This window comes from Brevundimonas sp., from assembly GCF_036399195.1.
Classification (GTDB): Bacteria; Pseudomonadota; Alphaproteobacteria; order Caulobacterales; family Caulobacteraceae; genus Brevundimonas.
This window is the reverse complement of sequence record NZ_DASWNO010000002.1, coordinates 1-24,893: the sequence shown is the minus strand read 5'-3', so window position 1 is coordinate 24,893 and position 24,893 is coordinate 1. Positions and strand designations below refer to the sequence as shown.

At 67.9% G+C, this 24,893-nt stretch carries 29 protein-coding genes; 20 read left to right on the top strand and 9 right to left on the bottom strand.

What is annotated here, in order from left to right:
* Positions 1-164: 164 nt before the first annotated feature.
* The 14 genes from lipA to lpdA all read left to right on the top strand — a co-directional run bounded on the left by lipA (position 165) and on the right by lpdA (position 12,497).
* Positions 165-1,127, top strand: coding sequence for a lipoyl synthase (gene lipA / locus VGB60_RS00275; RefSeq protein ID WP_331036291.1), 963 nt, complete (start codon positions 165-167; stop codon positions 1,125-1,127).
* Between the two features lie 7 nt (positions 1,128-1,134).
* Positions 1,135-1,590: a type II toxin-antitoxin system RatA family toxin gene (locus VGB60_RS00270; protein WP_331036290.1), complete on the top strand. Its 456-nt coding sequence runs from the start codon at positions 1,135-1,137 to the stop codon at positions 1,588-1,590.
* Complete coding sequence (locus VGB60_RS00265; protein ID WP_331036289.1) at positions 1,587-2,696, top strand: NAD(P)/FAD-dependent oxidoreductase; 1,110 nt, start codon at positions 1,587-1,589, stop codon at positions 2,694-2,696. Before VGB60_RS00270 ends, VGB60_RS00265 begins: the two co-directional genes overlap by 4 nt.
* Positions 2,693-3,223 carry a GNAT family N-acetyltransferase gene (locus VGB60_RS00260; protein ID WP_331036288.1) on the top strand — a complete coding sequence of 177 codons (531 nt, stop codon included), beginning with the start codon at positions 2,693-2,695 and terminating at the stop codon, positions 3,221-3,223. The genes VGB60_RS00265 and VGB60_RS00260 overlap by 4 nt, the downstream gene beginning before the upstream one ends.
* Positions 3,220-3,783, top strand: a complete 564-nt coding sequence (locus tag VGB60_RS00255) for a GNAT family protein (RefSeq protein WP_331036287.1) — start codon at positions 3,220-3,222, stop codon at positions 3,781-3,783. The genes VGB60_RS00260 and VGB60_RS00255 overlap by 4 nt, the downstream gene beginning before the upstream one ends.
* A 110-nt stretch (positions 3,784-3,893) precedes the next feature.
* Entirely contained in the window at positions 3,894-4,076 is a 183-nt protein-coding gene (gene rpmF / locus VGB60_RS00250; RefSeq protein WP_331036286.1) for a 50S ribosomal protein L32, read from the top strand.
* Positions 4,077-4,174: 98 nt separating this feature from the next.
* A complete protein-coding gene (locus tag VGB60_RS00245) occupies positions 4,175-4,771 on the top strand; it encodes a hypothetical protein (protein WP_331036285.1) in 597 nt (198 codons plus the stop codon).
* A 76-nt stretch (positions 4,772-4,847) separates the two neighbouring features.
* A complete protein-coding gene (gene eno / locus VGB60_RS00240) occupies positions 4,848-6,128 on the top strand; it encodes a phosphopyruvate hydratase (protein ID WP_331036284.1) in 1,281 nt (426 codons plus the stop codon).
* 338 nt (positions 6,129-6,466) lie between these two features.
* Complete coding sequence (locus VGB60_RS00235; RefSeq protein ID WP_414644442.1) at positions 6,467-6,784, top strand: FtsB family cell division protein; 318 nt, start codon at positions 6,467-6,469, stop codon at positions 6,782-6,784.
* Between the two features lie 136 nt (positions 6,785-6,920).
* Positions 6,921-7,949, top strand: coding sequence for a pyruvate dehydrogenase (acetyl-transferring) E1 component subunit alpha (pdhA, locus tag VGB60_RS00230; RefSeq protein WP_331036282.1), 1,029 nt, complete (start codon positions 6,921-6,923; stop codon positions 7,947-7,949).
* Positions 7,950-7,951: 2 nt separating this feature from the next.
* Entirely contained in the window at positions 7,952-9,334 is a 1,383-nt protein-coding gene (locus VGB60_RS00225) for a pyruvate dehydrogenase complex E1 component subunit beta (protein WP_331036281.1), read from the top strand.
* Positions 9,331-9,648 (top strand): DUF5076 domain-containing protein, encoded by a 318-nt coding sequence (locus VGB60_RS00220; protein ID WP_331036280.1) that lies wholly within the window; start codon positions 9,331-9,333, stop codon positions 9,646-9,648. Before VGB60_RS00225 ends, VGB60_RS00220 begins: the two co-directional genes overlap by 4 nt.
* The gene (locus VGB60_RS00215) at positions 9,645-10,949 is read left to right on the top strand and encodes a pyruvate dehydrogenase complex dihydrolipoamide acetyltransferase (protein WP_331036279.1); all 1,305 of its coding nucleotides are present in this window, start codon (positions 9,645-9,647) and stop codon (positions 10,947-10,949) included. Before VGB60_RS00220 ends, VGB60_RS00215 begins: the two co-directional genes overlap by 4 nt.
* 141 nt (positions 10,950-11,090) lie before the next feature.
* Positions 11,091-12,497 carry a dihydrolipoyl dehydrogenase gene (gene lpdA, locus VGB60_RS00210; protein ID WP_331036278.1) on the top strand — a complete coding sequence of 469 codons (1,407 nt, stop codon included), beginning with the start codon at positions 11,091-11,093 and terminating at the stop codon, positions 12,495-12,497.
* A 21-nt stretch (positions 12,498-12,518) separates the two neighbouring features.
* On the opposite strand, the gene VGB60_RS00205 is transcribed toward lpdA, so the two are convergent.
* The gene (locus tag VGB60_RS00205; RefSeq protein WP_331036277.1) at positions 12,519-14,303 is read right to left on the bottom strand and encodes an acyl-CoA dehydrogenase; all 1,785 of its coding nucleotides are present in this window, start codon (positions 14,301-14,303) and stop codon (positions 12,519-12,521) included.
* A 127-nt stretch (positions 14,304-14,430) separates the two neighbouring features.
* Here VGB60_RS00205 and VGB60_RS00200 point away from each other — a divergent pair, with 127 nt between their 5' ends.
* From VGB60_RS00200 to VGB60_RS00190, 3 genes are read left to right on the top strand one after another with little or no spacing between them, the layout of a single operon-like run.
* Positions 14,431-14,976: a cytochrome b gene (locus VGB60_RS00200; RefSeq protein WP_331036276.1), complete on the top strand. Its 546-nt coding sequence runs from the start codon at positions 14,431-14,433 to the stop codon at positions 14,974-14,976.
* Positions 14,973-15,527, top strand: a complete 555-nt coding sequence (locus VGB60_RS00195; protein WP_331036275.1) for a YceI family protein — start codon at positions 14,973-14,975, stop codon at positions 15,525-15,527. Before VGB60_RS00200 ends, VGB60_RS00195 begins: the two co-directional genes overlap by 4 nt.
* Entirely contained in the window at positions 15,524-16,441 is a 918-nt protein-coding gene (locus VGB60_RS00190) for an L-threonylcarbamoyladenylate synthase (RefSeq protein WP_331036299.1), read from the top strand. The genes VGB60_RS00195 and VGB60_RS00190 overlap by 4 nt, the downstream gene beginning before the upstream one ends.
* A gap of 27 nt (positions 16,442-16,468) precedes the next feature.
* Here VGB60_RS00190 and VGB60_RS00185 read toward each other — a convergent pair whose 3' ends face one another.
* From VGB60_RS00185 to VGB60_RS00170, 4 genes are all read right to left on the bottom strand, one after another.
* Positions 16,469-17,566, bottom strand: coding sequence for a Kelch repeat-containing protein (locus VGB60_RS00185; RefSeq protein ID WP_331036274.1), 1,098 nt, complete (start codon positions 17,564-17,566; stop codon positions 16,469-16,471).
* An 89-nt stretch (positions 17,567-17,655) separates the two neighbouring features.
* Entirely contained in the window at positions 17,656-18,504 is an 849-nt protein-coding gene (locus tag VGB60_RS00180) for a 3-hydroxybutyrate dehydrogenase (RefSeq protein ID WP_331036273.1), read from the bottom strand.
* Between the two features lie 66 nt (positions 18,505-18,570).
* The gene (gene yaaA, locus VGB60_RS00175) at positions 18,571-19,341 is read right to left on the bottom strand and encodes a peroxide stress protein YaaA (protein ID WP_331036272.1); all 771 of its coding nucleotides are present in this window, start codon (positions 19,339-19,341) and stop codon (positions 18,571-18,573) included.
* A gap of 77 nt (positions 19,342-19,418) precedes the next feature.
* A complete protein-coding gene (locus VGB60_RS00170; protein ID WP_331036271.1) occupies positions 19,419-20,246 on the bottom strand; it encodes an NAD(P)H-hydrate dehydratase in 828 nt (275 codons plus the stop codon).
* Positions 20,247-20,364: 118 nt separating this feature from the next.
* Between VGB60_RS00170 and VGB60_RS00165 the strand changes: the two genes are divergently transcribed.
* On the top strand, positions 20,365-20,703 hold the full coding sequence (locus tag VGB60_RS00165) for a P-II family nitrogen regulator (protein WP_331036270.1): 339 nt from the start codon (positions 20,365-20,367) through the stop codon (positions 20,701-20,703).
* Positions 20,704-20,767: 64 nt separating this feature from the next.
* Positions 20,768-22,174 (top strand): type I glutamate--ammonia ligase, encoded by a 1,407-nt coding sequence (glnA, locus tag VGB60_RS00160; RefSeq protein ID WP_331036269.1) that lies wholly within the window; start codon positions 20,768-20,770, stop codon positions 22,172-22,174.
* A 77-nt stretch (positions 22,175-22,251) separates the two neighbouring features.
* On the opposite strand, the gene VGB60_RS00155 is transcribed toward glnA, so the two are convergent.
* From VGB60_RS00155 to VGB60_RS00140, 4 genes are read right to left on the bottom strand one after another with little or no spacing between them, the layout of a single operon-like run.
* Positions 22,252-22,530 carry a hypothetical protein gene (locus VGB60_RS00155; RefSeq protein ID WP_331036268.1) on the bottom strand — a complete coding sequence of 93 codons (279 nt, stop codon included), beginning with the start codon at positions 22,528-22,530 and terminating at the stop codon, positions 22,252-22,254.
* 56 nt (positions 22,531-22,586) lie between these two features.
* On the bottom strand, positions 22,587-23,465 hold the full coding sequence (gene tatC / locus VGB60_RS00150; protein ID WP_331036267.1) for a twin-arginine translocase subunit TatC: 879 nt from the start codon (positions 23,463-23,465) through the stop codon (positions 22,587-22,589).
* A complete protein-coding gene (tatB, locus tag VGB60_RS00145) occupies positions 23,462-23,980 on the bottom strand; it encodes a Sec-independent protein translocase protein TatB (protein WP_331036266.1) in 519 nt (172 codons plus the stop codon). The genes tatC and tatB overlap by 4 nt, the downstream gene beginning before the upstream one ends.
* Before the next feature lie 29 nt (positions 23,981-24,009).
* Positions 24,010-24,228, bottom strand: coding sequence for a twin-arginine translocase TatA/TatE family subunit (locus VGB60_RS00140; protein ID WP_331036265.1), 219 nt, complete (start codon positions 24,226-24,228; stop codon positions 24,010-24,012).
* A 102-nt stretch (positions 24,229-24,330) separates the two neighbouring features.
* On the opposite strand from VGB60_RS00140, the gene rnhA reads away from it, so the two are divergent.
* Positions 24,331-24,771, top strand: a complete 441-nt coding sequence (rnhA, locus tag VGB60_RS00135; protein ID WP_331036264.1) for a ribonuclease HI — start codon at positions 24,331-24,333, stop codon at positions 24,769-24,771.
* Positions 24,772-24,893 lie beyond the last annotated feature (122 nt).

The following is a 24,893-nucleotide window of genomic DNA, read 5'->3' as shown; positions in this document are numbered from 1 at the left end:
GGTTAGACCCGCCGCTTGTCTCGAACGCGCAAACTAGGCGCGCGTCGCCGCCTTGAAAAGATGTGTTACCTCGCGTGAACCGCGGCGGCCGTCAGCCTCGCCTTGCCTTCGCCACCCGGAAGGACGACATAGCGGGTTCCTGAACGGCTGGAGCCCGCGGCGCCTTGGTCACGCTGATCGACACCCTGACGAAGACGCCGGCCGAACTGCGTCACCCGGAGAAGCAGAACCGGCCCGAGACGGCCGTTCTGAAGAAGCCGGACTGGCTGCGCGTCAAGGCTCCCGGCTCAGGCCAGTACAACGCCACCAAGGCCATCGTGAAGGAGAAGGGTCTCCACACGGTCTGCGAGGAAGCGGCCTGCCCGAACATCGGCGAGTGCTGGAGCCAGAAGCACGCCACCCTGATGATCATGGGCGACACCTGCACGCGGGCCTGCGCCTTCTGCAACGTCAAGACGGGCCTGCCGGACCCGCTCGATCCTGAAGAGCCGGTCAAGGTGGGCTTGGCGGTCTCGCAACTGGGCCTGAATCACGTCGTGATCACTTCAGTCGATCGGGATGACGTAGCCGACGGCGGAGCCGCGCATTTCGCAGAGGTCGTGCGCCAGATTCGGCTGCAGGCGCCGGCCACGACCATCGAAATCCTGACGCCTGACTTCCTGCGCAAGGACGGCGCGGCGGCGGTGATGATCGACGCCCGCCCCGATGTGTTCAACCACAACCTCGAAACAGTGCCGCGGCTGTATCTGAAGATCCGGCCGGGCGCGCGTTACTTCCACTCGCTGCGCCTCCTGCAGATGGTCAAGGAGCGCGACCCGAACCAGTTCACAAAGTCGGGCATCATGGTTGGGCTGGGCGAGACCCGCGAAGAGGTCATGCAGGTGATGGACGACATGCGCTCGGCCGGCGTCGACTTCATCACCATCGGCCAGTACTTGCAGCCGACCCGTAAGCACGCGGCCATCGAACGCTTCGTCACGCCGGAAGAGTTCAAGGCCTATGAGGCCATCGCCCGGGCCAAGGGCTTTCTGATGGTGTCGTCCTCTCCGCTGACCCGCAGTTCGCACCACGCCGGCGACGACTTCGCCCGGCTGAAGGCGGCGCGCCTGGCCCAGACCGGCCGCTGAGCCGCCCTTGGCCGTCCACCGCGTCACGAAGATTCTCCCCTACCGGCCCGAGGAACTGGCGGCGTTGGTGGCGGATGTCGACGCCTATCCCGAGTTCGTGCCGTGGGTGACCGCCATGCGGACCTGGAGCCCTCGCGAGGAGGCGCCGGGTGTATCACTGGTCGACGCGGAGGCCGCGGTCGGTTTCTCCTTCCTGAAGGAGCGGTTCTCGACCTGGGTGCGGCATGACCGCAATCGCAACGTCGTCGAGGTAGGGCTGCTTCGAGGGCCGTTCAAACACCTCAAGAACCGCTGGGAGTTCTTCCCGGACCCGCGCGGCGCTCGGGTCGAGTTCATGATCGACTTCGCCTTCAAGTCCCGCCTGCTGGACGCCATGCTGCATGCGAATTTCGATCGCGCCGTCGGCTCGCTGATGCGCTGTTTCGAAGCGCGGGCCGCGCATCTGTACGGCCCGAAGGCGTGAGCTTCGACTTCGACGCGACGGTGGTGGGCGCCGGCGCGGTGGGGCTGGCCTGCGGGCGCGCGCTTGCGAAGCGCGGACTGTCGGTGCTGGTGCTCGAGCGGAACGGGCATATCGGCGAGGGCGTGTCGTCCCGGAACTCCGAGGTCATCCACGGCGGGCTCTACTATCCGGCCGGCAGCCTGAAGGCGCGGTTCTGCGTGCAGGGACGCCGGGCGCTCTACGCCTTCCTCGACAGTCACAAGATCGACTACCGCAGATGCGGCAAGCTGGTCGTCGCGACCGAGGAGGCGGAGGTTCCGCTGATAGAGGCGATTTTCGAGCGCGCCGCGGCCAACGAGGTCGAGCGGCTGGAGCACCTGACCGGGGCGCAGGCGAGGGGGCTTGAGCCGGGGTTGAGCGCCTGCGCCGCCGTCCTGTCCCCGGAGAGCGGGCTCTTCGCCAGCCACGACTACATGCTGGCCCTGCAAGGCGAGATCGAGGACGCCGGCGGCTCTGTCGTCGTCAGTACGCCTTTCGAGCGGGCGGAGCCGCTGCCAGGGGGCGGCTTCAGCATCACCGCGGGCGGAGAGGCGGGCGCGACGCTGACGACGCGCCTGCTGGTTACGGCGCCGGGGCTTGGAGCCCAGGCCGTCGCGGCGCGGATCGACGGTTACCCGGCGGCCGCTATTCCAACGGGGCATCTCGGCAAAGGAGTCTATTTCCGCCTGACCGGCAAGGCGCCGTTCGAGCGGCTGATCTACCCGCCGCCCATTCCCGGCGCGCTGGGCACCCACTATCGCAAGGATCTGGGCGGGCAGGCGGTGTTCGGCCCAAACCTGACCTATGTTGAAACGGAGGACTATTCGGTCGATCCGGCCAAGGCGGCGGAGTTCGAACGCTACGTCCGGCGTTTCTGGCCCGGCTTGCCGGACGGAGCCCTGACGCCCGACTACGCCGGCATCCGGCCCAAGCTGCACGGACCGGGCGAGCCGCAGCCGGACTTCCAACTTTCAGGCCGCGACGTTCATGGTCTGGACGGTCTGGTCGCCTTGTTCGGGATCGAAAGCCCCGGTCTGACCAGTTCGCTGGCGATCGGCGAGGCGGTGGCGGACATGCTCGGCGAATGAGCGAGATCACCATCCGCGTCGCCGTCGCCGCGGACATCCCGGCACTGCACAGCTTGATCGAGAGCGCCTATCGCGGCGAGGCGTCTCGGACGGGTTGGACCACCGAGGCCGATCTGCTGGGTGGTCAGCGCACGGACCCCGACGATCTCGCGGACATTCTGGCCAACCCGGAACAGGCGATGCTCACCGCATGGCGGGACGAGTCGTTGATCGGCTGCGTTCTGATCGCCGACCGGGGCGGCGGAACCGGCTATTTCGGGATGTTGTCGGTCAGCCCAACGCTGCAGGGCGGCGGGCTGGGCAGACGGCTGGTGGACGCGGCGCACGCGGCGCTGGCCGAGCGGTTCGGCGCGCGTCGGGTGCGCATCTCCGTCTTCCCCCAGCGGGGCAGCCTGATCGCCTGGTACGAGCGCCTGGGCTACCGCAAGACAGGAGAGACCCTGCCGTTCGACTACGGCAACCCGCGGCTGGGGCTGCCCCTGCGGGACGATCTGCACTTCGTCGTCATGGAGCATGCTCTGGCTTGACCGTTTCCGCGCCAGGCTTCACCTCGCCAGACATGGAACTGCTCACGCCGCGCCTGAAGCTGCGCTCCGCTCGGGCTGATGATCTCGAGGCGATGCACGCGGTTCTGTCGGACCCCCGCGCCACCCGCTGGTGGTCCACGCCGCCGCACGAGACGCTGGAGCAGACGGCCCGGTGGCTCGACGGCATGATCGCGAGTGGAACCGACCAGCCCGACTTCGTCGTCGAGCTTGATGGACGGGTGGTCGGCAAGGCCGGGTTCTTCGAGTTGCCCGAGGTGGGCTACATCCTGCACCCTGACGTGTGGGGTCAGGGTCTCGCGACCGAGGCCGTCGCGGCGGCTGTCGACCACGTCTTCTCCACCCGGCGCGTCGATGTCCTGACCGCCGACGTCGATCCGGAAAACGCCGCATCGATTCGCCTGCTCGAGCGACTTGGGTTCGTCAGGACCGGCGCCGCACGGCAGACGTGGAACGTGGGCGGGGTCTGGAAAGACAGCCTGTACTACGGCCTGACGCGGGCGCAGCGGGCGGCGGTGTTGAAGGCGCACGCTCCCGCTTGAACTCCCGGCCGGGTTCAGGCATAAGCCCGCGCTCGCTGGCGGCTCTTCCGAGGGCCGCCGCTGTTGTTTTCGCGCCTCTCTGGCGCCCGACCAAGAAGATTGAGACGGACATGGCCGTTCCGAAGCGCAAAGTATCGCCCTCGCGTCGCAACATGCGCCGCTCGCACGACTCGCTGGGCGTCAACGCCTACACCGAGGACAAGGACACGGGCGAGCTGCGCCGCTCGCACCACATCGACCTGAAGACCGGCACCTATCGCGGCCGCCAGGTCCTGACCCCCAAGGAAGACTAGGCCGCTCCACGGAGAAACGGTCTGTGAAGTTTGACGGCGCGCGGTTCTCCGCGCGCCGTTTTCATGCCTAGGTGGCTCCGAACCCGAGGAGCCGACCGATGATCCGACCCCTGTGCCTGACGTCCGCCGTGCTGGCCCTCGCCGCCTGCGGCGCGCCCGACCCGGAACCCAAGGCGCCGGAGCCGCCGGCAGCCGCTGTGGCTCCCGCCGCGGTTTCAGACGGGCTGACGGCGGAGGGTTGGGGGCCGCTTCGGATCGGCATGAGCCGGGCGGAGATTGAAACGGCTCTTGGCGCTGACGCCAATCCGGAAGCGGTCGGGGGGGGCGATCCCGAATCCTGCGACATGTTCCGTCCCGCGCGTGCCCCCGCTGGCCTTATGGTCATGGTCGAGCGCGGCGTCCTGACCAGCATCTGGCTGGATCGCGGCGCGACGCTCACGACCGATCGCGGCTTCGGCGTCGGCGACGAAGCCGCGGCGGTCAAGGCCGCATACGGCGCGTCGGCGCAAGTCAGCCCGCATAAATACAGCCCGGCCCCAGCGGAGTACGTCACCGTCTGGAGCGAGGCCGGCGGGCCCGGCTATGTTCAGGACGCCACCGCCCGGGGGATCAGCTATCACGTGGGAACCGACGGCCGGATCGAACATGTCGCCGCCGGCGGACCCAGCATCCAGTACGTCGAGGGCTGCGCCTGATCGATGGGCGGGCGAGTGGCGATTCTCCGAGGGCTGCGTTAAACCCCGCCCAAATCCCTGACAGCAGAGTGCTCCCATGACCGACATCGCCGACATCGTCGCCCGCCAGATCCTCGACAGCCGGGGCAATCCGACGGTTGAGGTGGACGTGATCCTTGACGACGGCAGCTTCGGCCGCGCGGCTGTGCCGTCAGGCGCCTCGACGGGCGCGCACGAGGCGGTGGAGCTCCGCGACGGCGACAAGGACGCTTGGGGCGGCAAGGGCGTCCAGAAGGCGGTCGACGCCGTCAACGGCGAGATCTTCGACGCCCTGTCGGGCATGGACGCCGAGGACCAGCGCCGCATCGACGAGGCCCTGATCGCTCTGGACGGCACCCCGAACAAGGCCCGGCTGGGCGCCAACGCCATCCTCGGCGTCAGCCTCGCCTGCGCCAAGGCCAGCGCCATCTCCTCGGCCCTGCCGCTGCACCGCTACCTCGGCGGCGTTTCGGCGCGCATTCTGCCGACGCCGATGATGAACATCATCAACGGCGGCGCCCACGCCGACAATCCGATCGACATCCAGGAGTTCATGATCCTGCCGACCGGTGCGGACAGCTTCTCGGAAGCCCTGCGGATGGGGGCGGAGATCTTCCACGCCCTGCGGAAACAGCTGAAGGACGCGGGCCACAACACCAATGTCGGCGACGAGGGCGGCTTCGCCCCGAACCTCGCCTCGGCCGAGGAGGCGCTGAGCTTCATCACCCGCGCCGGGCAGGCCGCGGGCTACCTCGCGGGCGAGGACTTCCACCTCGGACTGGACGTCGCGGCCACGGAATTCTTCAAGGACGGCAAATACGTCATGGCGGGGGAGGGCAAGACGCTGGAGGCCGACGCCATGGTCGCCTACCTTGCCGACCTGTGCGAACGCTTCCCGATCGTCTCGATCGAGGATGGCTGCGCCGAGGACGATTTCGACGGCTGGAAGCTGCTGACCGATCGGCTGGGCGACCGGGTCCAGATCGTCGGCGACGACCTGTTCGTCACCAACCCGGCCCGCCTTGCGGCTGGGATCGGCGAAGGCCTGGCCAACTCAATTCTGGTAAAAGTCAATCAGATCGGGACCTTGTCAGAGACTTTGGACGCCGTGGATATGGCGCATCGCGCCGGCTACACCGCCGTGATGAGCCATCGATCGGGCGAGACGGAGGACTCGACCATCGCCGACCTGGCCGTCGCCACCAACTGCGGGCAGATCAAGACCGGCTCGCTGGCGCGCTCGGACCGGACCGCCAAATACAACCAGCTGCTCCGCATCGAGGAGATGCTGGGCGATCAGGGCGCCTATTTCGGCGACGGCATGCTGCTGAACCGGTAGGCGCCCGCCGACCGGGCCTTTGGGGCTGTTGAACCATGCTTGGTTCGTCACAAAGCGCACGAAGGACCCACGAAGGACACGAAGGTTCCGAGAAGCGGACATGCCTGCGGGCCTTGAATCTTGGAGGCGGCGTACGCCGCAAGCCCATGATCACGGCGCCGCGCACGACTTGGAAGGGTGTCGCCTCTTTGTGTTCTTCGTGGGTCCTTCGTGTCCTTCCACCTCCACACCGGAGCCGGAAGATGTATGCTCAAGCTACGGTTCGTTAGGCATTTTCGGTCAGACTCTGTTGATCGTGAGTCTGCGCTCAGAAGGAGCGTCCGCCAGTGCCCGAACGGATGAAGCCCTACCTCCCCTCCGTCATCCTCCTGTCGTTGATCGTCTACCTTGGCGTTCAGGCCCTGACGGGCCAGCGCGGCCTGCTGAGCGGTCATGAGCGGGACGCCTTGCTGCTGCGGCGCGAGGCTCAGCTGGCCAGCATCCTGGAGCAGCGCCGCGACCTCGAGGTCCGGGTTCGCTACCTCCGCACCGACAGCCTGTCGCGCGATCTGCTGGAAGAGCGGGCGCGAGCCGTCCTCGGCTTTTCAGACCCCCGCGACTATGTGATCCGGCTGTCCGCTCCGGCTGTCCGCGGCGAGGCGACGCCACGCGTCTGATCGCCGCTTGGGCGCCTGCGTGAACTTTGGTTACAGCGTCACAGGCGTGCTTTGCCTTTGGGGAACGAAGGCTGCTAAAGCCCCTTTCCGTAACGAGAAGAGGCCCTGAACGCGGGGCCCAGCCGGGAGATGACGGATGGCGAAAGCCCCCGCCGCCAAAGCTGATTCCAGCAAGGCGACCAAGTTGGCCAACACGCCGGCGGCTTCGAAAGAGGACCTGCTGCGGTTCTATCGCGAGATGGTCCTGATCCGGCGGTTCGAGGAGCGCGCGGGCCAGCTGTACGGCATGGGTCTGATCGGCGGCTTCTGCCACCTCTACATCGGTCAGGAAGCCGTGGCGGTTGGCGTTCAGGAGAGCGTCAAACAGGGCCACGACAAGATCATCACCGGCTATCGCGACCACGGGCACATGCTGTGCGCCGGCATGGACCCGAAAGAGGTCATGGCCGAGCTGACCGGGCGCATCGGCGGCTCGTCCAAGGGCAAGGGCGGGTCGATGCACATGTTCGACACCGCCACCGGGTTCTACGGCGGTCACGGCATCGTCGGGGCGCAGGTGGCGCTGGGAACCGGTCTGGCCTTCGCCGGCCGCTATCGCGGCGACGACAGCGTCGCCTTCATCTATTTCGGCGACGGCGCGGCGAACCAGGGCCAAGTCTACGAGAGCTTCAACATGGCCCAGCTGTGGAAGCTGCCGGCCATCTACATCATCGAGAACAACCAGTACGCCATGGGCACGAGCATCGAGCGCTCGTCGTCCACGACCCAGCTGAGCGAGCGCGGCTCCAGCTTCGGCATCCCGGGCGAGCAGGTGGACGGCATGGATGTGCTGGCCGTGCGCGATGCGGTGGCCCGGGCCGTCAAGCGCGCCCGCGAAGGCGGCGGCCCCTTCATTCTAGAGATGAAGACCTATCGCTACCGCGGCCATTCCATGAGCGATCCGGCCAAATACCGGGCCAAGGAAGAGGTCGACGAGGTCAAGAAGACCCGCGACCCGATCGAGCACGTGAAGATGCTGCTGGATCAGGCCGGCGCAACCGAGGACGAGCTCAAGGCCATCGACAACGAGATCAAGGCCATCGTCGCCGAGGCCGTGCAGTTCGCCCAGGAAAGCCCTGAGCCGGATCCGTCCGAGCTCTACACCGACGTCTACGTGGAGGCCTGACCGTGACCGACATTCTCATGCCGGCGCTGTCGCCCACGATGGAAGAGGGCACGCTGACCAAATGGCACATCAAGGTCGGGGACAGCGTGTCCGCCGGCCAAGTGATCGCGGAGATCGAGACCGACAAGGCGACCATGGAGGTCGAGGCCGTCGACGAGGGCGAGGTGACCGACATCCTCGTCGCCGAAGGCTCGGAAAACGTGAAGGTCAACACCCCCATCGCCCGTCTGTCGGGGGATGACGCCGCTCCGGCGCCCCGCTCTCCCGTGACACACGACGCGCCGGTTGTCGGGCATTCGCCTGAGGCGACCAGCGGTGAGCCCGCGGCGGGCGACCCCGAGAAGAAGGACGACACCCGCGCCGGTCCGAAGGTCGAGCTGCGCGACCCGGAAATTCCCGCCGACGTTAAGCTGGTGAAGACGACCATCCGCGACGCCCTGCGGGACGCCATGGCCGAGGAGATGCGCCGCGACGAGTCCGTCTTCCTGATCGGCGAGGAGGTCGCCCAGTACCAGGGGGCCTACAAGGTCAGCCGCGAGCTGCTGCAGGAGTTCGGCGACAAGCGGGTCGTCGACACCCCGATCACGGAGCACGGCTTCGCTGGTCTCGGCGTCGGGGCGGCCATGGCCGGGCTGAAGCCGATCGTCGAGTTCATGACCTTCAACTTCGCCATGCAGGCCATCGACCACATCATCAACTCGGCGGCCAAGACGCTCTATATGTCCGGCGGCCAGATCCGCGCCGGCATCGTCTTCCGCGGACCCAACGGCGCCGCCAGCCGCGTCGGCGCCCAGCACAGCCAGGACTATTCGGCCTGGTACGCCCAGGTGCCGGGTCTGAAGGTCATCGCGCCCTATGACGCGGCCGACGCCAAGGGCCTGCTGAAGGCGGCGATCCGCGACCCCAACCCTGTCGTCTTCCTTGAGCACGAGATGATGTACGGGCTGGAATTCGACGTGCCGGAGGGCGACTACGTCCTGCCGATCGGCAAGGCCAAGGTCCGCCGCGAGGGGACCGACGTCACCATCACGGCGCACAGCCGCATGGTCGGGTTCGCCCTGCAGGCGGCTGAGCAGCTGGAGAAGGACGGCATCAGCTGCGAGGTCGTCGACCTGCGCACCCTGCGTCCGCTGGACCATGAGACCATCGTCGAGAGCGTCAAGAAGACCAGCCGGCTGGTCTCGGCCGAAGAAGGCTGGGGTCCGATGGGCGTCGGCGCCGAGGTCGTGGCGCGGGTGATCGAACACGCCTTCGACTACCTCGACGCCCCGCCGATGCGGGTGCATCAGGAGGACGTGCCTCTGCCCTACGCCGCCAATCTGGAGGCCCTCTCGTTGCCGGGCGTGGACAAGATCGTGGCCGCCGTGAAGCAGGTGATGGCATGAGCGAGCGCGACGAATACCAGCTCAAGACGCCTGAAAGCGTCGCCGCCGACCCTGAGGCCATCGAAATCCTGCGGATGTGGTGGTCGAACGGCGAGCCGGTGATGTCCGTCAAGCCCGCCTTCAACGACCCGCTCAAGTTCGGCGAGCTGTTGGCCTACGCCGCCCGCCACATGGCGCATGGCTACGCCGTTCGGCACGGGCACGACGAGAAGCAGGCGTACAACCGGATCCTTCAGGGCGTCACGGATGTGATCAAGGCGGACAACGTCCAGACGGTCGCCGAACCGGTCACGCCGACGGGGAGGGTGCAATGACCGACATCCTGATGCCCGCCCTGTCTCCGACAATGGAAGAGGGCGTGCTGACCAAGTGGCACGTCAAGGTCGGCGATGTGGTCAAGGCCGGCGACGTCATTGCCGAAATCGAGACCGACAAGGCGACAATGGAGGTCGAGGCCGTCGACGAGGGCGAGGTGACGGACATCCTCGTGCCCGAGGGCTCGGAGGGCGTAAAGGTCAACACGCCGATTGCCCGCCTTAAGGACGAAGGCGGCGCGGCCGCTCCGGCTACCAAGGTCGAGGCGCAGAAGTCTGCCGACCAACCGGCGCCGGCGGGTCACGAGAGCGGGCAGGGAGTGGCGACGCCGGAAGGCGTGAAAGCCGCCGAGGCGGTGCTGCCGAAGGCTTCGGCTCCGCAGGCGTCAGGCGAGCGCGTCTTCGCCTCGCCGCTGGCCCGCCGGATCGCCGGTCAGAATCGCGTCGATCTCAAATCCATCAAGGGCACCGGACCGCATGGTCGGATCGTCCGCCGCGACGTCGAGGCCGCCGGGATAGGCGGGGCGCAGCCAGCCGCCCCGTCATCGGCCGCAACCCCCGCCGCCGAGGCGCGCAAGGTCCAGTCGCTGGCCCAGATGGGCATCCCGGACGGCAGCTACGACTTGATCCCGCTGGACGGCATGCGCAAGGCGATCGCCCGGCGGCTGACCGACAGCTTCCGCGACGTGCCCCACTTCCCGCTGACCATAGACTGCGAGATCGACGGGCTGCTCGCCGCGCGCGCCAAGGTGAACGCCCTGCTGGAGAAGGACGGGGTCAAGGTGTCGGTCAACGACTTCGTGCTGAAGGCCTCGGCCATGGCGCTCAAAGCCGTGCCGGAAGCCAACGCCAGCTATTCGCCCGACGGCATCGCCATGCACCACAACGCCGATGTGGCGATGGCCGTGGCCATCGACGGCGGCCTGATCACCCCGATCATCCGCAAATGCGAAACCAAGACGCTGTCGCAAATCGCGACGGAGTCGAAGGACCTCGCCAAGCGCGCCCGCGACCGCAAGCTGAAGCCCGACGAGTTCCAGGGCGGCACCTTTAGCGTCTCCAACCTGGGCATGTTCGGAATCAAGCATTTCGCCTCGATCATCAACGAGCCGCAAGGCGCGATCATGAGCGTGGGCGCGGGCGAACAGCGCCCTGTGGTCAAGAACGGTCAGCTGGCCGTGGCCACGGTGATGACGGTCACACTGACCTGCGATCACCGCGTCGTCGACGGCGCCATCGGCGCGAAGTTCCTTCAGGTCTTCAAGGCGATGATCGAAGATCCTGTGACGATGCTGGCCTGACCTTTCCGTCATCCTCGGGCTTGTCCCGAGGACCCATCGGTCCGCGTATGCGAGCCTTGGGGCCGACGGCACAGATATCTGGGGGAGCGCCGCGCGGGCGTCCGCCATGGGCCCTCGGGACAAGCCCGAGGGTGACGGAGTTTGAAGATGGAATTCGACCTCATCGTCATCGGCTCGGGGCCCGGCGGCTATGTCGCCGCCATCCGCGCCAGCCAACTGGGGCTCAAGGTCGCGATCGTCGAGCGCGAGAACCTGGGCGGCATCTGCCTGAACTGGGGCTGCATCCCCACCAAGGCGCTGCTCAAGTCGGGCGAGAAGTACGAGAGCCTGTCGCACCTGAAGGACTACGGTCTGTCCGCCGAGAAGGTGGGCTTCGACTTCGCCGCCATCATCGCCCGCTCGCGCGCCGTGGCGAAGCAGCTGAACTCGGGCGTCGGCTTCCTGATGAAGAAGAACAAGATCGAGGTTATCGAGGGCACGGCCCGGCTCGAGAAGGGCGCGGCGGCGCCGAAGGTTGTCATCGAGCTGAAGGCGGGCGGTTCGCGCACGGTCGAGGCCAAGGCGGTCATGCTGGCCGTCGGCGCGCGCGCCAAGGCCATTCCGCAGATCGGTCTTGAGGCCGACGGCGACCGCATCTGGGCCTATCGCGAGGCCATGGCTCCGAAGTCGATGCCGTCTTCCATCGTGGTGATCGGGTCCGGCGCGATCGGCATCGAATTCGGCAGCTTTTATCGCGCCCTCGGCGCCGAGGTGACGGTCGTCGAGGCCGTCGACCGCATCATGCCGGTCGAGGACGAGGAAGTATCGAAGGCGGCCCAGAAGTCGTTCGAGAAGCGCGGCATGAAATTCCGCACCGGCTGCAAGGTCACGAAGGTGTCCAGAGGGGGCAAGGGCGTGCAGGTCGCCATCGAGGCCGGCGGCAAGGCGGAGACGCTGGAGGCCGAGGTCTGCATCTCGGCCGTCGGCATCACCGCCAACACCGACGGCATTGGGCTGGAGGCGCTGGGCGTCAACATGGATCGCGGCCACATCACCATCGACGGTCACTGCCAGACCAATGTGAAGGGCCTTTACGCCATCGGCGACTGCGCCGGCGCGCCCTGGCTGGCGCACAAGGCCTCGCACGAGGGCATCCACGCCGCTGAATACATCGCCGGCTTCAAGACGCCGAACGTCGTCTCGCCCATCGCCGGCTGCACCTACGCCCAACCGCAGGTCGCCTCGGTCGGGGTGACGGAGCAGGGCGCGCGGGAGGCGAAGCGCGAGGTCAAGATCGGCCGCTTCCCCTTCAAGGTGAACGGCAAGGCCATCGCTTCAGGCGACACCGACGGCTTCGTGAAGACCATCTTCGATGCGCAGACCGGCGCCCTGATCGGGGCCCACCTGATCGGCGCGGAGGTCACCGAGATGATCCAGGGCTATGTCACCGCGATCGCCATGGAGGCGACGGAAGAAGACATCCACGGCATCGTCTACCCGCACCCGACCATGTCGGAGGCGATGCACGAGGCGGCGCTCGACGCGTATGGGCGTGTGATCCACATCTGACGGGCGCGGGAGCGGGGCCTGTTACCCCGCGAGCACGTCCACGCTCATCCGCTCCAGCAGCGCCCCGCCCTGTCCAACGGCGGCCAGCCGGCTGGTGACGTGGCCCAGCACGTTGGCGGCGTAGACCTCGTAAAGGGTGATTTTGCCCTCGAGCCATGTCGCGTCGCCCTGACCGCCGTCCAGCTGATCCCGGGCGTACAGCGCGCCCTTGGCCAGCATCCAACCGCCGGCGACGTCCCCGACAAGCTTCAGATAGGCGTCGGCCGCCGCCAGCACGTCGGCCCCGCGAGCGGGATCGGACTTGGCGTCGATCAGCCACAGGGTGGCGTCCTCGACCGCTTCGACGGCTGCAGCGAACCGCTCGAGCGGCTTGCCGGAATAGATCATCGGCAGCTGCGCCAGCGTGACCTTCATGTCCGCGATAAGGTCGCGCGCCGCCTGCCCCCCGTCCTGCGACAGCTTGCGGCCGACGAGGTCCATGGCCTGGATGCCGTTGGTCCCCTCGTAGATCGGGGCGATCCGGGCGTCGCGATAGTGCTGGGCGGCGCCGGTCTCCTCAATGAAGCCCATGCCGCCGTGAATCTGCACGCCGAGCGAGGCAACCTCGACGCCAACATCGGTCGACCACGCCTTGGCGATGGGGGTGAACAGGTCCTCGCGGCCCTTCCAGCGACGACGGTCGTCCGGCTCCGCGCTGTGTTTGGCCAGATCGGCCGCCACGCCCGTCGACAGGCAGATGGCGCGCGCGGCGGCGATCTTCGCCTTCATGACTGCGAGCGTGCGACGCACGTCAGGGTGGTCGACGATCGGGGCGTTGGCTTCGCCGGTCCAGACCGAACGTCCCTGCCGCCGGTCGAGCGCATAGGCGAGGGCGTGCTGATAGGCCCGCTCGGCGATCCCCACGCCCTCTACGCCGACGGCCAGCCGGGCCGCGTTCATCATCACGAACATATGGGCCAGGCCCTGATTGGGCTGGCCGACCAGTTCGGCGGTCGCGCCCTCGTAGGCCATGACGCAGGTCGGCGAGGCGTGGATGCCCAGCTTGTGCTCGACGCCGACGGGCCGGAAGGCGTTGCGCTCGCCCAGCGCGCCGTCGGGCCCGACCAGATATTTGGAGGCGAGGAACAGGCTGATCCCCTTCGGTCCCGGAGGGGCGTCAGGCAGGCGCGCCAGCACCATGTGGACGATGTTGTCCGTGGCGTCGTGGTCGCCCCAGGTGATGTAGATCTTCTGGCCGTTCAGGGCGTAGGTCCCGTCGCCCGTCGGGGTCGCCGTGGCGGTCAGGGCGCCCAGGTCGGAGCCCGCCTGAGGCTCGGTCAGCACCATGGCCCCCGTCCATTCGCCGCTGACCAGTTTGGTAAGGTAGGTTTCCTTCTGCGACGGCGTGCCGTGCGCCTCCAGCGCCTCGATCGCGGCGAGCGATAGCATCGGACAGAGGCCGAACGCCATGTTCGCCGCGTGCACCGTCTCATAGGCCGCCAGCTCCAGCGCTTTGGGCAACTGCTGGCCGCCGGCGCTGGCGGGCGCTGACAGGCCGGTCCAGCCGCCCGCGGCGAACTGCCGATAGGCGTCCGCGAACCCGGGGGCGGCCGTCACATCGCCGTCCCTGAAGGTCGAGCCCTTCTGATCGCCGATGCGGTTCAGCGGCGCGAGCACCCCCTCGGAGAACTGCGCCGCCGCCTCCAGCACGGCCCCGAGCACGTCCGTATCGTAGTCGGCGAAGGCGCCCGTGGCGGCGACCTGATCAATGCCCGCGACGGCCTGGAGGGCGAAAGCGAGATCGCGGACGGGGGCGCGGTAGGTCATGAGGCGGCGGCTCGCGTGGCGGTGTTCGCACTTTCATGCCGCCTTGCCCCAAGGGGATGCAAGCGACGGGTTGGCGAACGGCGCAGCCTGCGTCAGTCTGGCCTGCATTCGCACCGCAGGAGGACCCGTGGCCGAGCCGCGCAATCGATATTCGACCGTGTCGCTGACCCTGCACTGGCTCACTGCCGCGCTGGTCGTGACGCAGGTGCTGCTGATCAATGCGCATGAGGCGAACGAGGACACCCGGCTGTTCATCGACCTGCACAAGTCCGTCGGTCTGACGATCCTTGTCCTGACGCTGGCGCGGCTCGCCTGGCGGGCCGCCAATCCAGCCATCCCGCTGCCCGAGCGTGCGCCGCGCTGGCAGAAGCTGGCGGCGCGCGCGACCCATGTCCTGTTCTACGTCCTGCTGCTGGCGATGCCGCTGGTCGGCTGGGCGGCGTCTTCGGCTTCGGGTCGAGAAATCAACTTCTTCGGCCTGTTCGAATGGCCGCTGTTGCCCATCGGCGGCGGCCGGGATGTGGCGCGCGACCTGATGGACCTGCACGAAACGGCGGCAAAGGCCCTGTACGTCCTCATCGCCCTGCACGTCGCGGGCGCGCTGAAGCATCACTTCATCGACCGGGACAACGTGCTGCACCGGATGCTCCCGTTCATCCCGCGGCGCCCGTGAGGCCTGCCGGCGTCGTCGCATGGCTGGTGGCGGCGCTGCTGCTGACGGCCGCCGCGCCGGCGGCGTGGGTCTTCGACCGCGAAGGCTCGCGAATCGAAATGTCCGTGCGGGCCTTTGGCGGGTCGCATGTTGGCCGGTTCTCGGAGTGGCGGGGCGAGGCGGAGCTGGATCCCGGGCGGCCCGAGGGGGCGCGCGCGACTGTGACCGTCCAGTCGGGCTCGCTGCGGATGTCGCCGGCCGCTGTCACGCAACGCGCCATCGGCCCGGCCTTTCTCGACGCGGCGCGGCACCCGACCATCCGCTTCGAGCTCAAGTCGCTGGAGCCGCTGGGCGGAAGCCGCTATTCGGCTCGCGCGGAGGTGACGGTGAAGGGCCGGCGGCGCGACGTCGCCTTCCCCGTCGACCTGCGCGTCGCAGGCGCGCGAGCCCAACTGACGGGCGCGTTCACCCTCGATCGCACCGATTTCGGGATAGGAACTTCAGGGCCGTGGAACAGGCTGATCGGGCGGGAGGTGACGGTTCGGGTGGCGCTGCAGGCGCGGCCCGCCTGAGCGCGTCCGATGAGGACGCCGTTCGCGTCCTCCGCGCGGGCGGTCTGGTTATCCTGCCCACGGAAACGGTGTACGGCCTGGCCGCCGACGCAGGCAACGCCGCGGCCGTCGCCGCTATCTTCGCGGCCAAGGGACGCCCCCGGTTCAACCCGCTCATCGCCCACGTCGCGGACCTGTTGGGCGCCGAAGCCGTCGCTGAGCTGAACGAGGCCGCGCGCGCCCTGGCGGAGGCCTTCTGGCCGGGCCCGCTGACGATCGTGGCCCCGGCCAGGGCGGGAGACGCGGTCTGTGATCTTGCGCGGGCGGGGCTGGACAGCATCGCCGTGCGTGTGCCGGGCCATCCTCGCGCGCGGGCCGTGCTCTCGGCCTTCGGAGGGCCCGTCGTCGCGCCGTCGGCGAACCGCTCCGGCCGCCCCAGCCCCACCACCTTCGCGGACGCGGTCGAGGAAACGGGGTTCGCCGCCGCCGGGGCCATCGACGGGGGGGCTTGCGTCGTCGGGGTGGAGAGCACCGTGGTGTCGGTCATGGACGGTCGGATCGCCCTGCTGCGGCCCGGGTCGGTCACCCGGGCCGAGATCGAGGCGCAGGTCGGGCCGCTGGCGGCGGGCGGGGAGGGGCGTCGCTCCCCCGGCCGGCTGACCCTCCACTATGCTCCGGACGCGCCGGTGCGAATCGAGGCCGAGGCGGCCGGCGCCGGTGAAATCCTGCTGGGCTTCGGTCCCGGCGCCGGGGATCCACGCTGGAGCCTCAGCCCCGCCGGCGACCTGCGTGAAGCCGCCGCCAACCTGTTCCGGATGCTGCGCGAGGCGGATCGGGAACGGCCGGCCGGGATCGCCGTCTCGCCGATCCCGGACGAGGGACTGGGAGAGGCGATCAACGACCGGCTGCGTCGAGCGGCGGGCTTCACGGGTTAGGCGCGCGTTCGACTCCGGCCCGGCAGCTCACTCGCAGCTCATCGTCGGCCGGTACACCTGCATGGCGTTGGTGCCGCTGTTGCCGCCGAGCGTGATGCCGCCGCCGGGGAGGAATATTCGGCCGTCGATCACCGCGCTGCCCTTGAGGCCGTGAACCGCGATCGGAAGATCGGCCAACTGTGTCCAGCGGTCCGTGCGCGGGTCGTAGGCGTAGGTGTTTGGCGTCAGGCCCAGGACGTGGGTCGGTTCGCCCTCGCCGCCGAAGACGAACATGCAGCCCGCGTGCGCCGCGCCGGTGACGCCGCCGCGTGGAGCCGGGAGCGGCGCGCCCCGCGTCCAGGTTCGGGTCGCGGGATCGTAGATTTCGACGATGTCGGTGCGCTCAGCGCCGGCGCCCGGACCGAACCGGCCGCCGGCGACGACGACTTTCCCGTTCAGCGCCACCATGGCGAGGTGATTGCGCTGGGTCGGCATATCCGGCAGCCGCTCCCATGCGTCGGTCGCCGGGTCGTAGACCTCGAAGGCCGAGCCGCCCGGCGGCCGCCCGCCGGCCACATAGATCTTGCCGTCGATCACGGCCTTGCCGCCGCCGCTGCGCGGGGTCGGCATGGACGCGCGCTGGATCCAGCCGCCGACCGCCGGGTCGTGCATCCAGACGTGATTGATGAAGACCTCGGGTCGCCCCGTGCTGGCCCCGTCAACCTCGCCGCCGATGACGTAGAGCTTTCCATCGACCGCCGCGGCCATCATGTGATGAAGCGGCTGGGGCAGACGAGGGCCGAGCGACCAGCGGCTCGTTGCCGGGTCGTAGATCTGCACGAGGTTCGACGGCAGGCGGCCGGGCGGGTAGCCGCCGAGCACCCATATCTTGCCGTCCAGCTCAGCCACGCCGTGCTCTGACCGGGCCAGGGGCATGGCGGCGCCCATGCTCCAGCCGTCGAACTCGCGCATCGCCCCGACGGGGGGACCGGCGCTCACGCGCTCGTTCCAGGTTTCCAGCAGTTCGTCCGGCGGAGCCGCGCCGGGGGGAAGCGGGGTCGGGACGACGCCAGAAGGAAGTTGTTGGGCCATCGAAGTCGTCGCGAGGAGCAAGGCCGCGGCGCCCGCCATCCAGTATCGGTACATGACGATCCTCCCGTCCGTCTCAGCGGACCTGATCGCCTATCTTCGCTCGGATTTCGTCACAGTCCAGCCGCCGGACCGCAACGCTGCGGCTACTGCGCCGTCCAGCCGCCGTCGATCGAGAAGCTGGCCCCGTTGGCCGAGGCGCCGAGGTCGGAGACGAGATAAAGCATCATCCCGGTCAGCTCGTCCGTGGTGACGAACCGCTTGGTCGGCTGCGAGCCAAGGATGACATCCTTCAGCACCGCCTCTTTCGACATGCCGCGCGTGCGCGCCTGATCGGCGATCTGCTTCTCGACGATAGGGGTCTCGACGAAGCCGGGGCAGATGGCGTTGCAGGTGATGTTGTCCTGCGCGACTTCGAGGGCGACCGTCTTGGTGAAGCCGATGATGCCGTGCTTGGCCGCGACATAGGCCGACTTGAAGGGGCTGGCGACCAGACCGTGCGCCGATGCCAGGTTGATGATCCGGCCGCGGCCCTGCGCCTTCATGATCGGGATCGCCGCCCGCGTGGCGTAGAAGGCTGACGACAGGTTGATGGCGATGATCTGCTCCCACTTGTCGGCCGGGAACTTCTCGACGGCCTCGACGTGCTGGATGCCCGCGTTGTTGATCAGGATGTCGACGCGGCCCAGCTGGTGCTTGCCGAAGGCCACCATGTCGGCGACCTCGTCGCCGCGCAGCATATTGGCGGCGTGGTAGCGGACACGGACTCCGCAGCTGGCTTCCAGCTCAGCGCGCGTACGCTCGATCTCGGATGGGTCGCCCAGGCCGTTCAACACCACGTCGCCGCCGCGAGAGGCGACGGCGCGGGCGAAGGCCAAGCCGATGCCCGAGGTAGACCCGGAAATGACCGCGACCTGGCCTTTCAGGTCGCCGATGTCGCGGAACGGCTCGGCCGCCGCTTCTGAGCCGTCACCGCGTTTTGGCCATTGGAACATGGAAGTCTCGTTCGTCTGTCGTGGAGGGCAAGCCTAGCGGTTCGCGGCCGCGAAGGCGACAGGCTGTCAGGAATTTCCCGATCTGATGAATATCCAGTCGCAGGCCGACGACGCGGCCTTATCGAAGCGATAGCCGTCGCGGTCGAAGGCCTTCAGATCCTCGGCCCGCTCGACCCCTTCATCGACGGCGAATCGCGCCATGGACCCGCGGGCCTTCTTGGCGAAGAAGGAGATGATCCGGCTCTCGCCGTCTTTCGCCTCGCGGAACTGAGGCGTGACGACCCGCAGTTTGAGCGCCTTGGCGTCGACCGCGCCGAAATACTCCTGGCTGGCCAGGTTCACCAGCGTCGGGTCGGCCATGCCGTTCGCGTCGGCGTTGAGGCATTTCGCAATCCGGTCGCCCCAGAAGTCGTAGAGGCTGGAGCCGCGCCGGGTCTTCAGCCGCGTGCCCATCTCAAGCCTGTACGGCTGAATCCGGTCCAGAGGCCGGAGCAGGCCGTAGAGTCCGGACAGGATGCGGATGTGCGTTTGGGCGAAGGCCAGGCCGTCCGCGTCGAGCTCGCGGGCTCTCAGCCCTTCGTAGACGTCGCCGGCGAAGGCGAAGGCCGCCTGAACGCCGTCGGTCGAATCGGCCTCGAAGGCCTGAAATCGCTCGCGGTTCAGCCGGGCCAGGTCGTCCGAGATGCTCATCAGGCCGCGCAGTTCGGCCACGGTCCGCGCCCGCGCCGTCCGGGCAAGCGATGCCGTGTCCTCGCGGAAGCGCCGCTCGCTCGCGGGCAGGGCGGGGTCCGCTTCGGTGAAGTCCAGCCGCTTGGCCGGGGACAGGACGATCAGCAAGACGGGTCTCCGGCGGCCTGTCCTGCTGATAAGCCGCTTCGTCGGCGAATTGAACCGGTCGCGAAGCCGCAGACGGCTCAGCTGCGCGGGTCGTACAGCGCCGCCAGCACCGCGGGCAGGCGGTCGGGCAGGTCTTCGGCGATCAGGCCTGGGCCGAAACCGCGGGCCGCTTCGGCGTGCATCCAGACCGCCGCCCTTGCTGCGTCAAAGCTGTCCATGCGCTGGGCCGTGAGCCCGCCGATCATGCCCGCCAGCACGTCGCCCGTCCCGGCTGTGGCCAGCCATGGCGCGCCGTTGCCGTTGGTCGCCATGCGGCCGTCCGGGGCGGCGATCACCGTGGCGGGACCTTTGAGAACGATCACGGCGCCCGCCTTCTCCGCCGCCGCGCGCGCCGCCGCCTCCCGGCCGTTCTCCAGCAATCCGGGGAACAGGCGCCGGAACTCGCCCTCGTGCGGCGTCAAAACGTCGTCTCGGTCCAGCACGTCGAACAGGTCGGAGGGCCAGCCCTCGAAAACCGTCAAGCCGTCCGCGTCGACGATCAGCGCCGCGCCGGTCGCCGCCAGCGCCCGGACGTTGGCGCGGGTCGCGTCCGTCACGCCCGCGGCCGGCCCAATGACGACCGCGTGCATGCCCTCAGCCAGCTCGGCGAGCGCCTCTGGCGAGCCGAACGGGCTGAGCATCACAGCCTCGATCGCAGGAGCGATGACAGCGGCCGCGTCGGGTGGGCAAAGAATCCGCACGACGCCCGCGCCGATACGCAGGCCGGCGCGGGCCGCCAGCCGAGCGGCTCCGGTCTGGCTGGCCTTGCCTGAAACCACGCCAAGGCGCCCGCGCGCGTGCTTGTGCGCATCGGCTCCAGGCCAGGGCAGGGACGGTCGCCAGTCGGTGTCCGCGCGGCCGCTCATCGCCCAACCCGTCCGATCACCGATGGCGCCGGAGCCGGAAAAACACTTGCCTTATTGTGCAATGCAATGTCCCTTTACGTCCCGTGCGCACGGCCTGAGACCGGGCGCGGGAATCGCCATGAAAAAGATCGAAGCCGTCATCAAGCCCTTCAAGCTGGATGAAGTGAAGGAAGCGCTCCAGGACGCTGGCGTGCAAGGGATGACCGTGCTCGAGGCCAAGGGATACGGCCGCCAGAAGGGCCATTCCGAACTCTATCGCGGCGCCGAATACGTCATCGACTTCCTGCCCAAGATCAAGATCGAGGTGGTGGTTCCCGACGACATGGTTACGTCCGTCGTCGAAGCCATCCAGACCGCCGCCCGCACCGGCAAGATCGGCGACGGCAAGATCTTCGTCTCCGATGTTCTGGACGTCATCCGCATCCGCACCGGCGAGACGGGACCGCAGGCCGTCTGACCCTTTCACCCCGCCGCCCAGGCGGCGTTTTTTGTTCCTCCCCGAACCCACAGGACGTCCACCGATGAGCGCCAGCAAGATCCTCAAGGAGATCAAGGAGAAGGAGGTCAAATACGTCGACCTGCGCTTCACCGACACCAAGGGGCGGATGCAACACGTCACCTTTGACATCGACCTGGTGGACGAGGAGTTCCTGGAAGAGGGGACGATGTTCGACGGCTCGTCGATCGCCGGCTGGAAAGCCATCAACGAGAGCGACATGCTGCTGAAGCCCGACCTGGACGGCTTCTGGATCGATCCCTTCTACCAGCAGACGACGCTGTTCCTGTTCTGCGACGTGCTGAACCCCGACACGGGCGAACCCTACAACCGCGACAGCCGCTCGATGGCCAAGAAGGCGCTGGCTTATGTCCAGTCGTCCGGCGTGGGCGACACCGTCTATTTCGGCCCCGAAGCGGAGTTTTTCATCTTCGACGACGTGCGCTGGAGCACCGCGCCTAACGACACCGGCTACACCTACGACTCGATCGAATTGCCGGCCAACACGGCGTCGGAGTATTCCGAAGGCAACATGGGCCACCGCCCGACGCACAAAGGCGGCTATTTCCCCGTCAACCCGACCGACAGCGCCCAGGACCTGCGCGGCGAGATGCTGGGCGTGATGCGGGACCTCGGCATGCAGCCGGAGAAGCACCACCACGAGGTGGCTCCGGCGCAACACGAACTGGGCCTGAAATTCAGCGACCTGCTGACCATGGCCGACCGGACGCAGCTCTACAAATACGTCATCCACAACGTCGCGGCCGCCTACGGCAAGTCGGCCACCTTCATGGCCAAGCCCACCTTCGGCGACAACGGCTCCGGCATGCACGTCCACCAGTCGATCTGGCGCGACGGCAAGCCCCTGTTCGCGGGCGACAAATACGCAGGCCTGTCTGACATGTGCCTGTGGTACATCGGCGGCATCATCAAGCACGCCAAGGCGATCAACGCCTTCGCCAACTCGACGACCAACTCGTACAAGCGGCTGGTGCCCGGTTACGAGGCGCCGGTGAAGCTGGCCTATTCGGCCCGCAACCGCTCGGCCTCGATCCGGATTCCGTGGGTCAACTCGCCGAAGGCCAAGCGCATCGAGGCGCGTTTCCCCGATCCGATGGGCAACCCCTACCTAACTTTCGTCGCCCTGCTGATGGCGGGCCTGGACGGGATCGAGAACCGGATCGATCCGGGCGCTCCGGCGGACAAGAACCTGTACGACCTGCCGCCGGAAGAGCGGGGCAACATCCCGGAGGTCTGCGGCAGCCTGAAGGAAGCCCTCGACAACCTCGACAAGGACCGCGCCTTCCTCAAGAAGGGCGGGGTCATGGATGACGACTTCATCGACAGCTACATTGAGCTGAAGATGGAAGAGGTGATGCGCCTGCAGCTGCACCCGCATCCTGTCGAATTCGACATGTACTACAGCTGCTGATCGTCAGCCGTTGATCCAAGGAAAGAGGCGCCGGACGGGAAGCCGTCCGGCGCCTCTTGTCTGTAGGGGACCGCTTCTTAGCGGTTGGTGGTCTCGACCTCGATGCCGTTCTCTCCGGCGCGGACAGTGGTGCTGTCGCCCGCGGGGCGGTCACGCTCGATGATCACCGGCGGCGTGGCGACAGGCACTTCACGCTCGACCACGACCGGATCGGCCGGAACTTCGCGTTCGATGATCGTGGTGGTGTCGGAGCCGGCGTCAGCCGCTGTGTCCGCGTCATTGGCGGCGGGGGTGCAGGCGGCGGCGAGCAGTAGCGCCGAGCCGGCGAGAACGTAGAGGGGGATCAAGCGTGCCATGGATGGCTCCTGTGTCTGGTGCTCGACACAACGGCCCCGCTCTGGCGTTGTTCCGGTCAGGCTCCGGCGCCGGCCGCCTCGGTCTTGCGGCGCCGCAGCTCGATCAGCCGGACGCACCAGATCGAGATCTCGTAGAGGAGCACAAGCGGCACGGCGAGCATGAGCTGGCTGATCGGATCCGGGGGCGTGACGATCGCGGCAAGCACGACCACCGCGACGATGGCGTAGCGCCGACCCTCCGCCATGACCTTCGAGCTGATGATGCCGGCCAGACCCAGCAGGGTCATGATGACGGGCAGCTGGAAACACAGGCCGAACGACAGGATCAGCGCCGTCGCCAGGCTCATATACTCCGAGACCTTCGGCAGCAGGGTCGCCGAGGCGACTTCGGTCTCGAACCCCTGCCCGAGCGAGAAGAGCATCACGAACGGCAGCATGATGTAGTAGACCAGCGCCGCGCCGATCAGGAACAGGACGGGCGCCGCCAGCAGGAACGGCAGGAAGGCCCCACGCTCGTTGCGGTAGAGGCCCGGGGCGACGAACCGGTAGAGCTGGTACGCCAGCACCGGGAAGGCCGCGACAACGGCGCCGAGGCCGGCCAGCTTCATCTTCACGAACAGGATTTCGAGCGGCGCTGTGTAGATCAGCTGCACCGCCTGCGGCTGCCCCGACGGGACCGGCTTGAGCCCCGCCATGACCGAGATCAGGTCGATCGGCGAGGCGTGGGCGCCTTGCGCAGCGTACATGGCGCTGGCGGCGACATAGGGTTTCACCAGGAAGATGTAGAGCGGGCTGGCGAAATAGAAGCAGACCAGGAAGGCGAGGACGAAAGCCACGACGCAGATCAGCAGCCGGCCGCGCAGCTCGATCAGATGATCCATCAGCGGCGCGCGCGAGGCCTCAATCTCAGCCTCGTCGCGGTCGAGCGCGCTCACAGGTCCACCTTCTTCGGCCGGGGCGCACGGGGCTTCCGGGCCGCGGGCTTGGCGGCGGTCGCCGGGCCCGCTTTTGCGCGGGGTTTGCGCGGCTTGGCGGGCGCAGGCGTCGGCGGGGCGGGTAGCTCAAGCGGCGCCATCACGGGCGCGCTGTCGGGCCACTCGTCGGGCGCGCCGAGCATCGCCTCCGGGGCAGGGGCGGGGACTGCGTTCACCGGGCGGTTCAGCTCGTCGCGGATGTCGCGGAAAGCCGCATCGGCGTCCGCGCCCAGCGCGTGCATGCCTTGCCCGCTGCGCAGCGCCTCGACCTCCTTGCGGAGCTCGTCCAACTCGGACTGGCGCGCCATCTCGTCGAAGTTTGAGCGGAACTCGTTGGCCATGGCGCGGGCTTTGGACACCATCTTCCCCAGCTTCCGAAGGAGCAGGGGCAGCCGTTCGGGGCCCACGACCAGCAGGGCCACGATCGCGATGATGAGGTATTCGCCGCCCCCGATTCCGGGACCAAGGCCACCCATGCGTCAGGTCTCCGCCGTCGGGGCGCGGCTTACGACTTCAAGTCTTCTTTTTCCGCGTCGGTGCGAGGCAGGGCGCCGGCCCGCTCGTCCGCCGGCTTGGTCTCGTCTGAGTCCTTCAGACCGTCCTTGAACGCGCGCACGCCCTTGGCGGCGTCGCCCATCAGACCGGAGAGCTTGCCGCGACCCCCGAACAGCAGAAGCACGATGATGGCGACGATGGCCCAGTGCCAGATGCTGAATGAACCCACGGGACAGTCTCCTCAGTCGGGCCGTGCGGCCCGTTCCAAATCTCTCGCCGCATATAGGCCGTTCGGTGGCGCGACGCCAAGCGAACCTGTTAGGGACGGGCAATGAGTCACGTCATCATCCACACCGACGGCGCCTGCAAGGGCAACCCCGGTCCCGGCGGCTGGGGCGCTGTCCTGCAGACCGGTCAGGGCCACGAGAAAGAGCTGTGGGGCGGTGAGCCGCTGACGACGAACAACCGAATGGAGCTGATGGGGGCGATCAGCGCGCTGGAGGCCCTGACCCGGCCCTGTCGGATCGATCTGCACACCGACAGCCGCTACGTCATGGACGGGATCACCAAGTGGATCGGTCCGTGGAAGGCCCGTGGCTGGAAGACGGCCGACAAGAAGCCGGTCAAGAACGAGGACCTGTGGCGCCGCCTCGATGAAGCCCGGACCCGCCACGAGGTCAAATGGCACTGGGTGAAGGGTCACGCCGGGCACGAACTGAACGAGCGCGCCGATCAGCTGGCCAATCGGGGGATTGAGGACTTGAGCCGCTAGGCCGCGCGCACCTTCAGTTTCGGCCCGTCGATCGACTCCACCACGACGGTCTCACCCGCCAGAGGTCCGACGCCCTCGATCTCGGCGATCCACTCGGCGCCCGAGACGAACACCCGGCCGCG

Excerpts from the sequence above, each read along its gene's own strand:
- pdhA (WP_331036282.1), top strand. The coding sequence starts at position 6,921 with ATGGCGAAAGCCCCCGCCGCCAAAGCTGATTCCAGCAAGGCGACCAAG.
- VGB60_RS00165 (WP_331036270.1), top strand. The coding sequence starts at position 20,365 with ATGAAAAAGATCGAAGCCGTCATCAAGCCCTTCAAGCTGGATGAAGTG.
- VGB60_RS00205 (WP_331036277.1), bottom strand. The coding sequence starts at position 14,303 with ATGACCTACCGCGCCCCCGTCCGCGATCTCGCTTTCGCCCTCCAGGCC.
- VGB60_RS00235 (WP_414644442.1), top strand. The coding sequence starts at position 6,467 with ATGAAGCCCTACCTCCCCTCCGTCATCCTCCTGTCGTTGATCGTCTAC.
- rpmF (WP_331036286.1), top strand. The coding sequence starts at position 3,894 with ATGGCCGTTCCGAAGCGCAAAGTATCGCCCTCGCGTCGCAACATGCGC.
- VGB60_RS00155 (WP_331036268.1), bottom strand. The coding sequence starts at position 22,530 with ATGGCACGCTTGATCCCCCTCTACGTTCTCGCCGGCTCGGCGCTACTG.
- VGB60_RS00220 (WP_331036280.1), top strand. The coding sequence starts at position 9,331 with ATGAGCGAGCGCGACGAATACCAGCTCAAGACGCCTGAAAGCGTCGCC.
- VGB60_RS00180 (WP_331036273.1), bottom strand. The coding sequence starts at position 18,504 with ATGTTCCAATGGCCAAAACGCGGTGACGGCTCAGAAGCGGCGGCCGAG.
- rnhA (WP_331036264.1), top strand. The coding sequence starts at position 24,331 with ATGAGTCACGTCATCATCCACACCGACGGCGCCTGCAAGGGCAACCCC.
- VGB60_RS00245 (WP_331036285.1), top strand. The coding sequence starts at position 4,175 with ATGATCCGACCCCTGTGCCTGACGTCCGCCGTGCTGGCCCTCGCCGCC.
- eno (WP_331036284.1), top strand. The coding sequence starts at position 4,848 with ATGACCGACATCGCCGACATCGTCGCCCGCCAGATCCTCGACAGCCGG.
- VGB60_RS00260 (WP_331036288.1), top strand. The coding sequence starts at position 2,693 with ATGAGCGAGATCACCATCCGCGTCGCCGTCGCCGCGGACATCCCGGCA.
- VGB60_RS00170 (WP_331036271.1), bottom strand. The coding sequence starts at position 20,246 with ATGAGCGGCCGCGCGGACACCGACTGGCGACCGTCCCTGCCCTGGCCT.
- tatB (WP_331036266.1), bottom strand. The coding sequence starts at position 23,980 with ATGGGTGGCCTTGGTCCCGGAATCGGGGGCGGCGAATACCTCATCATC.
- VGB60_RS00185 (WP_331036274.1), bottom strand. The coding sequence starts at position 17,566 with ATGTACCGATACTGGATGGCGGGCGCCGCGGCCTTGCTCCTCGCGACG.
- glnA (WP_331036269.1), top strand. The coding sequence starts at position 20,768 with ATGAGCGCCAGCAAGATCCTCAAGGAGATCAAGGAGAAGGAGGTCAAA.
- VGB60_RS00215 (WP_331036279.1), top strand. The coding sequence starts at position 9,645 with ATGACCGACATCCTGATGCCCGCCCTGTCTCCGACAATGGAAGAGGGC.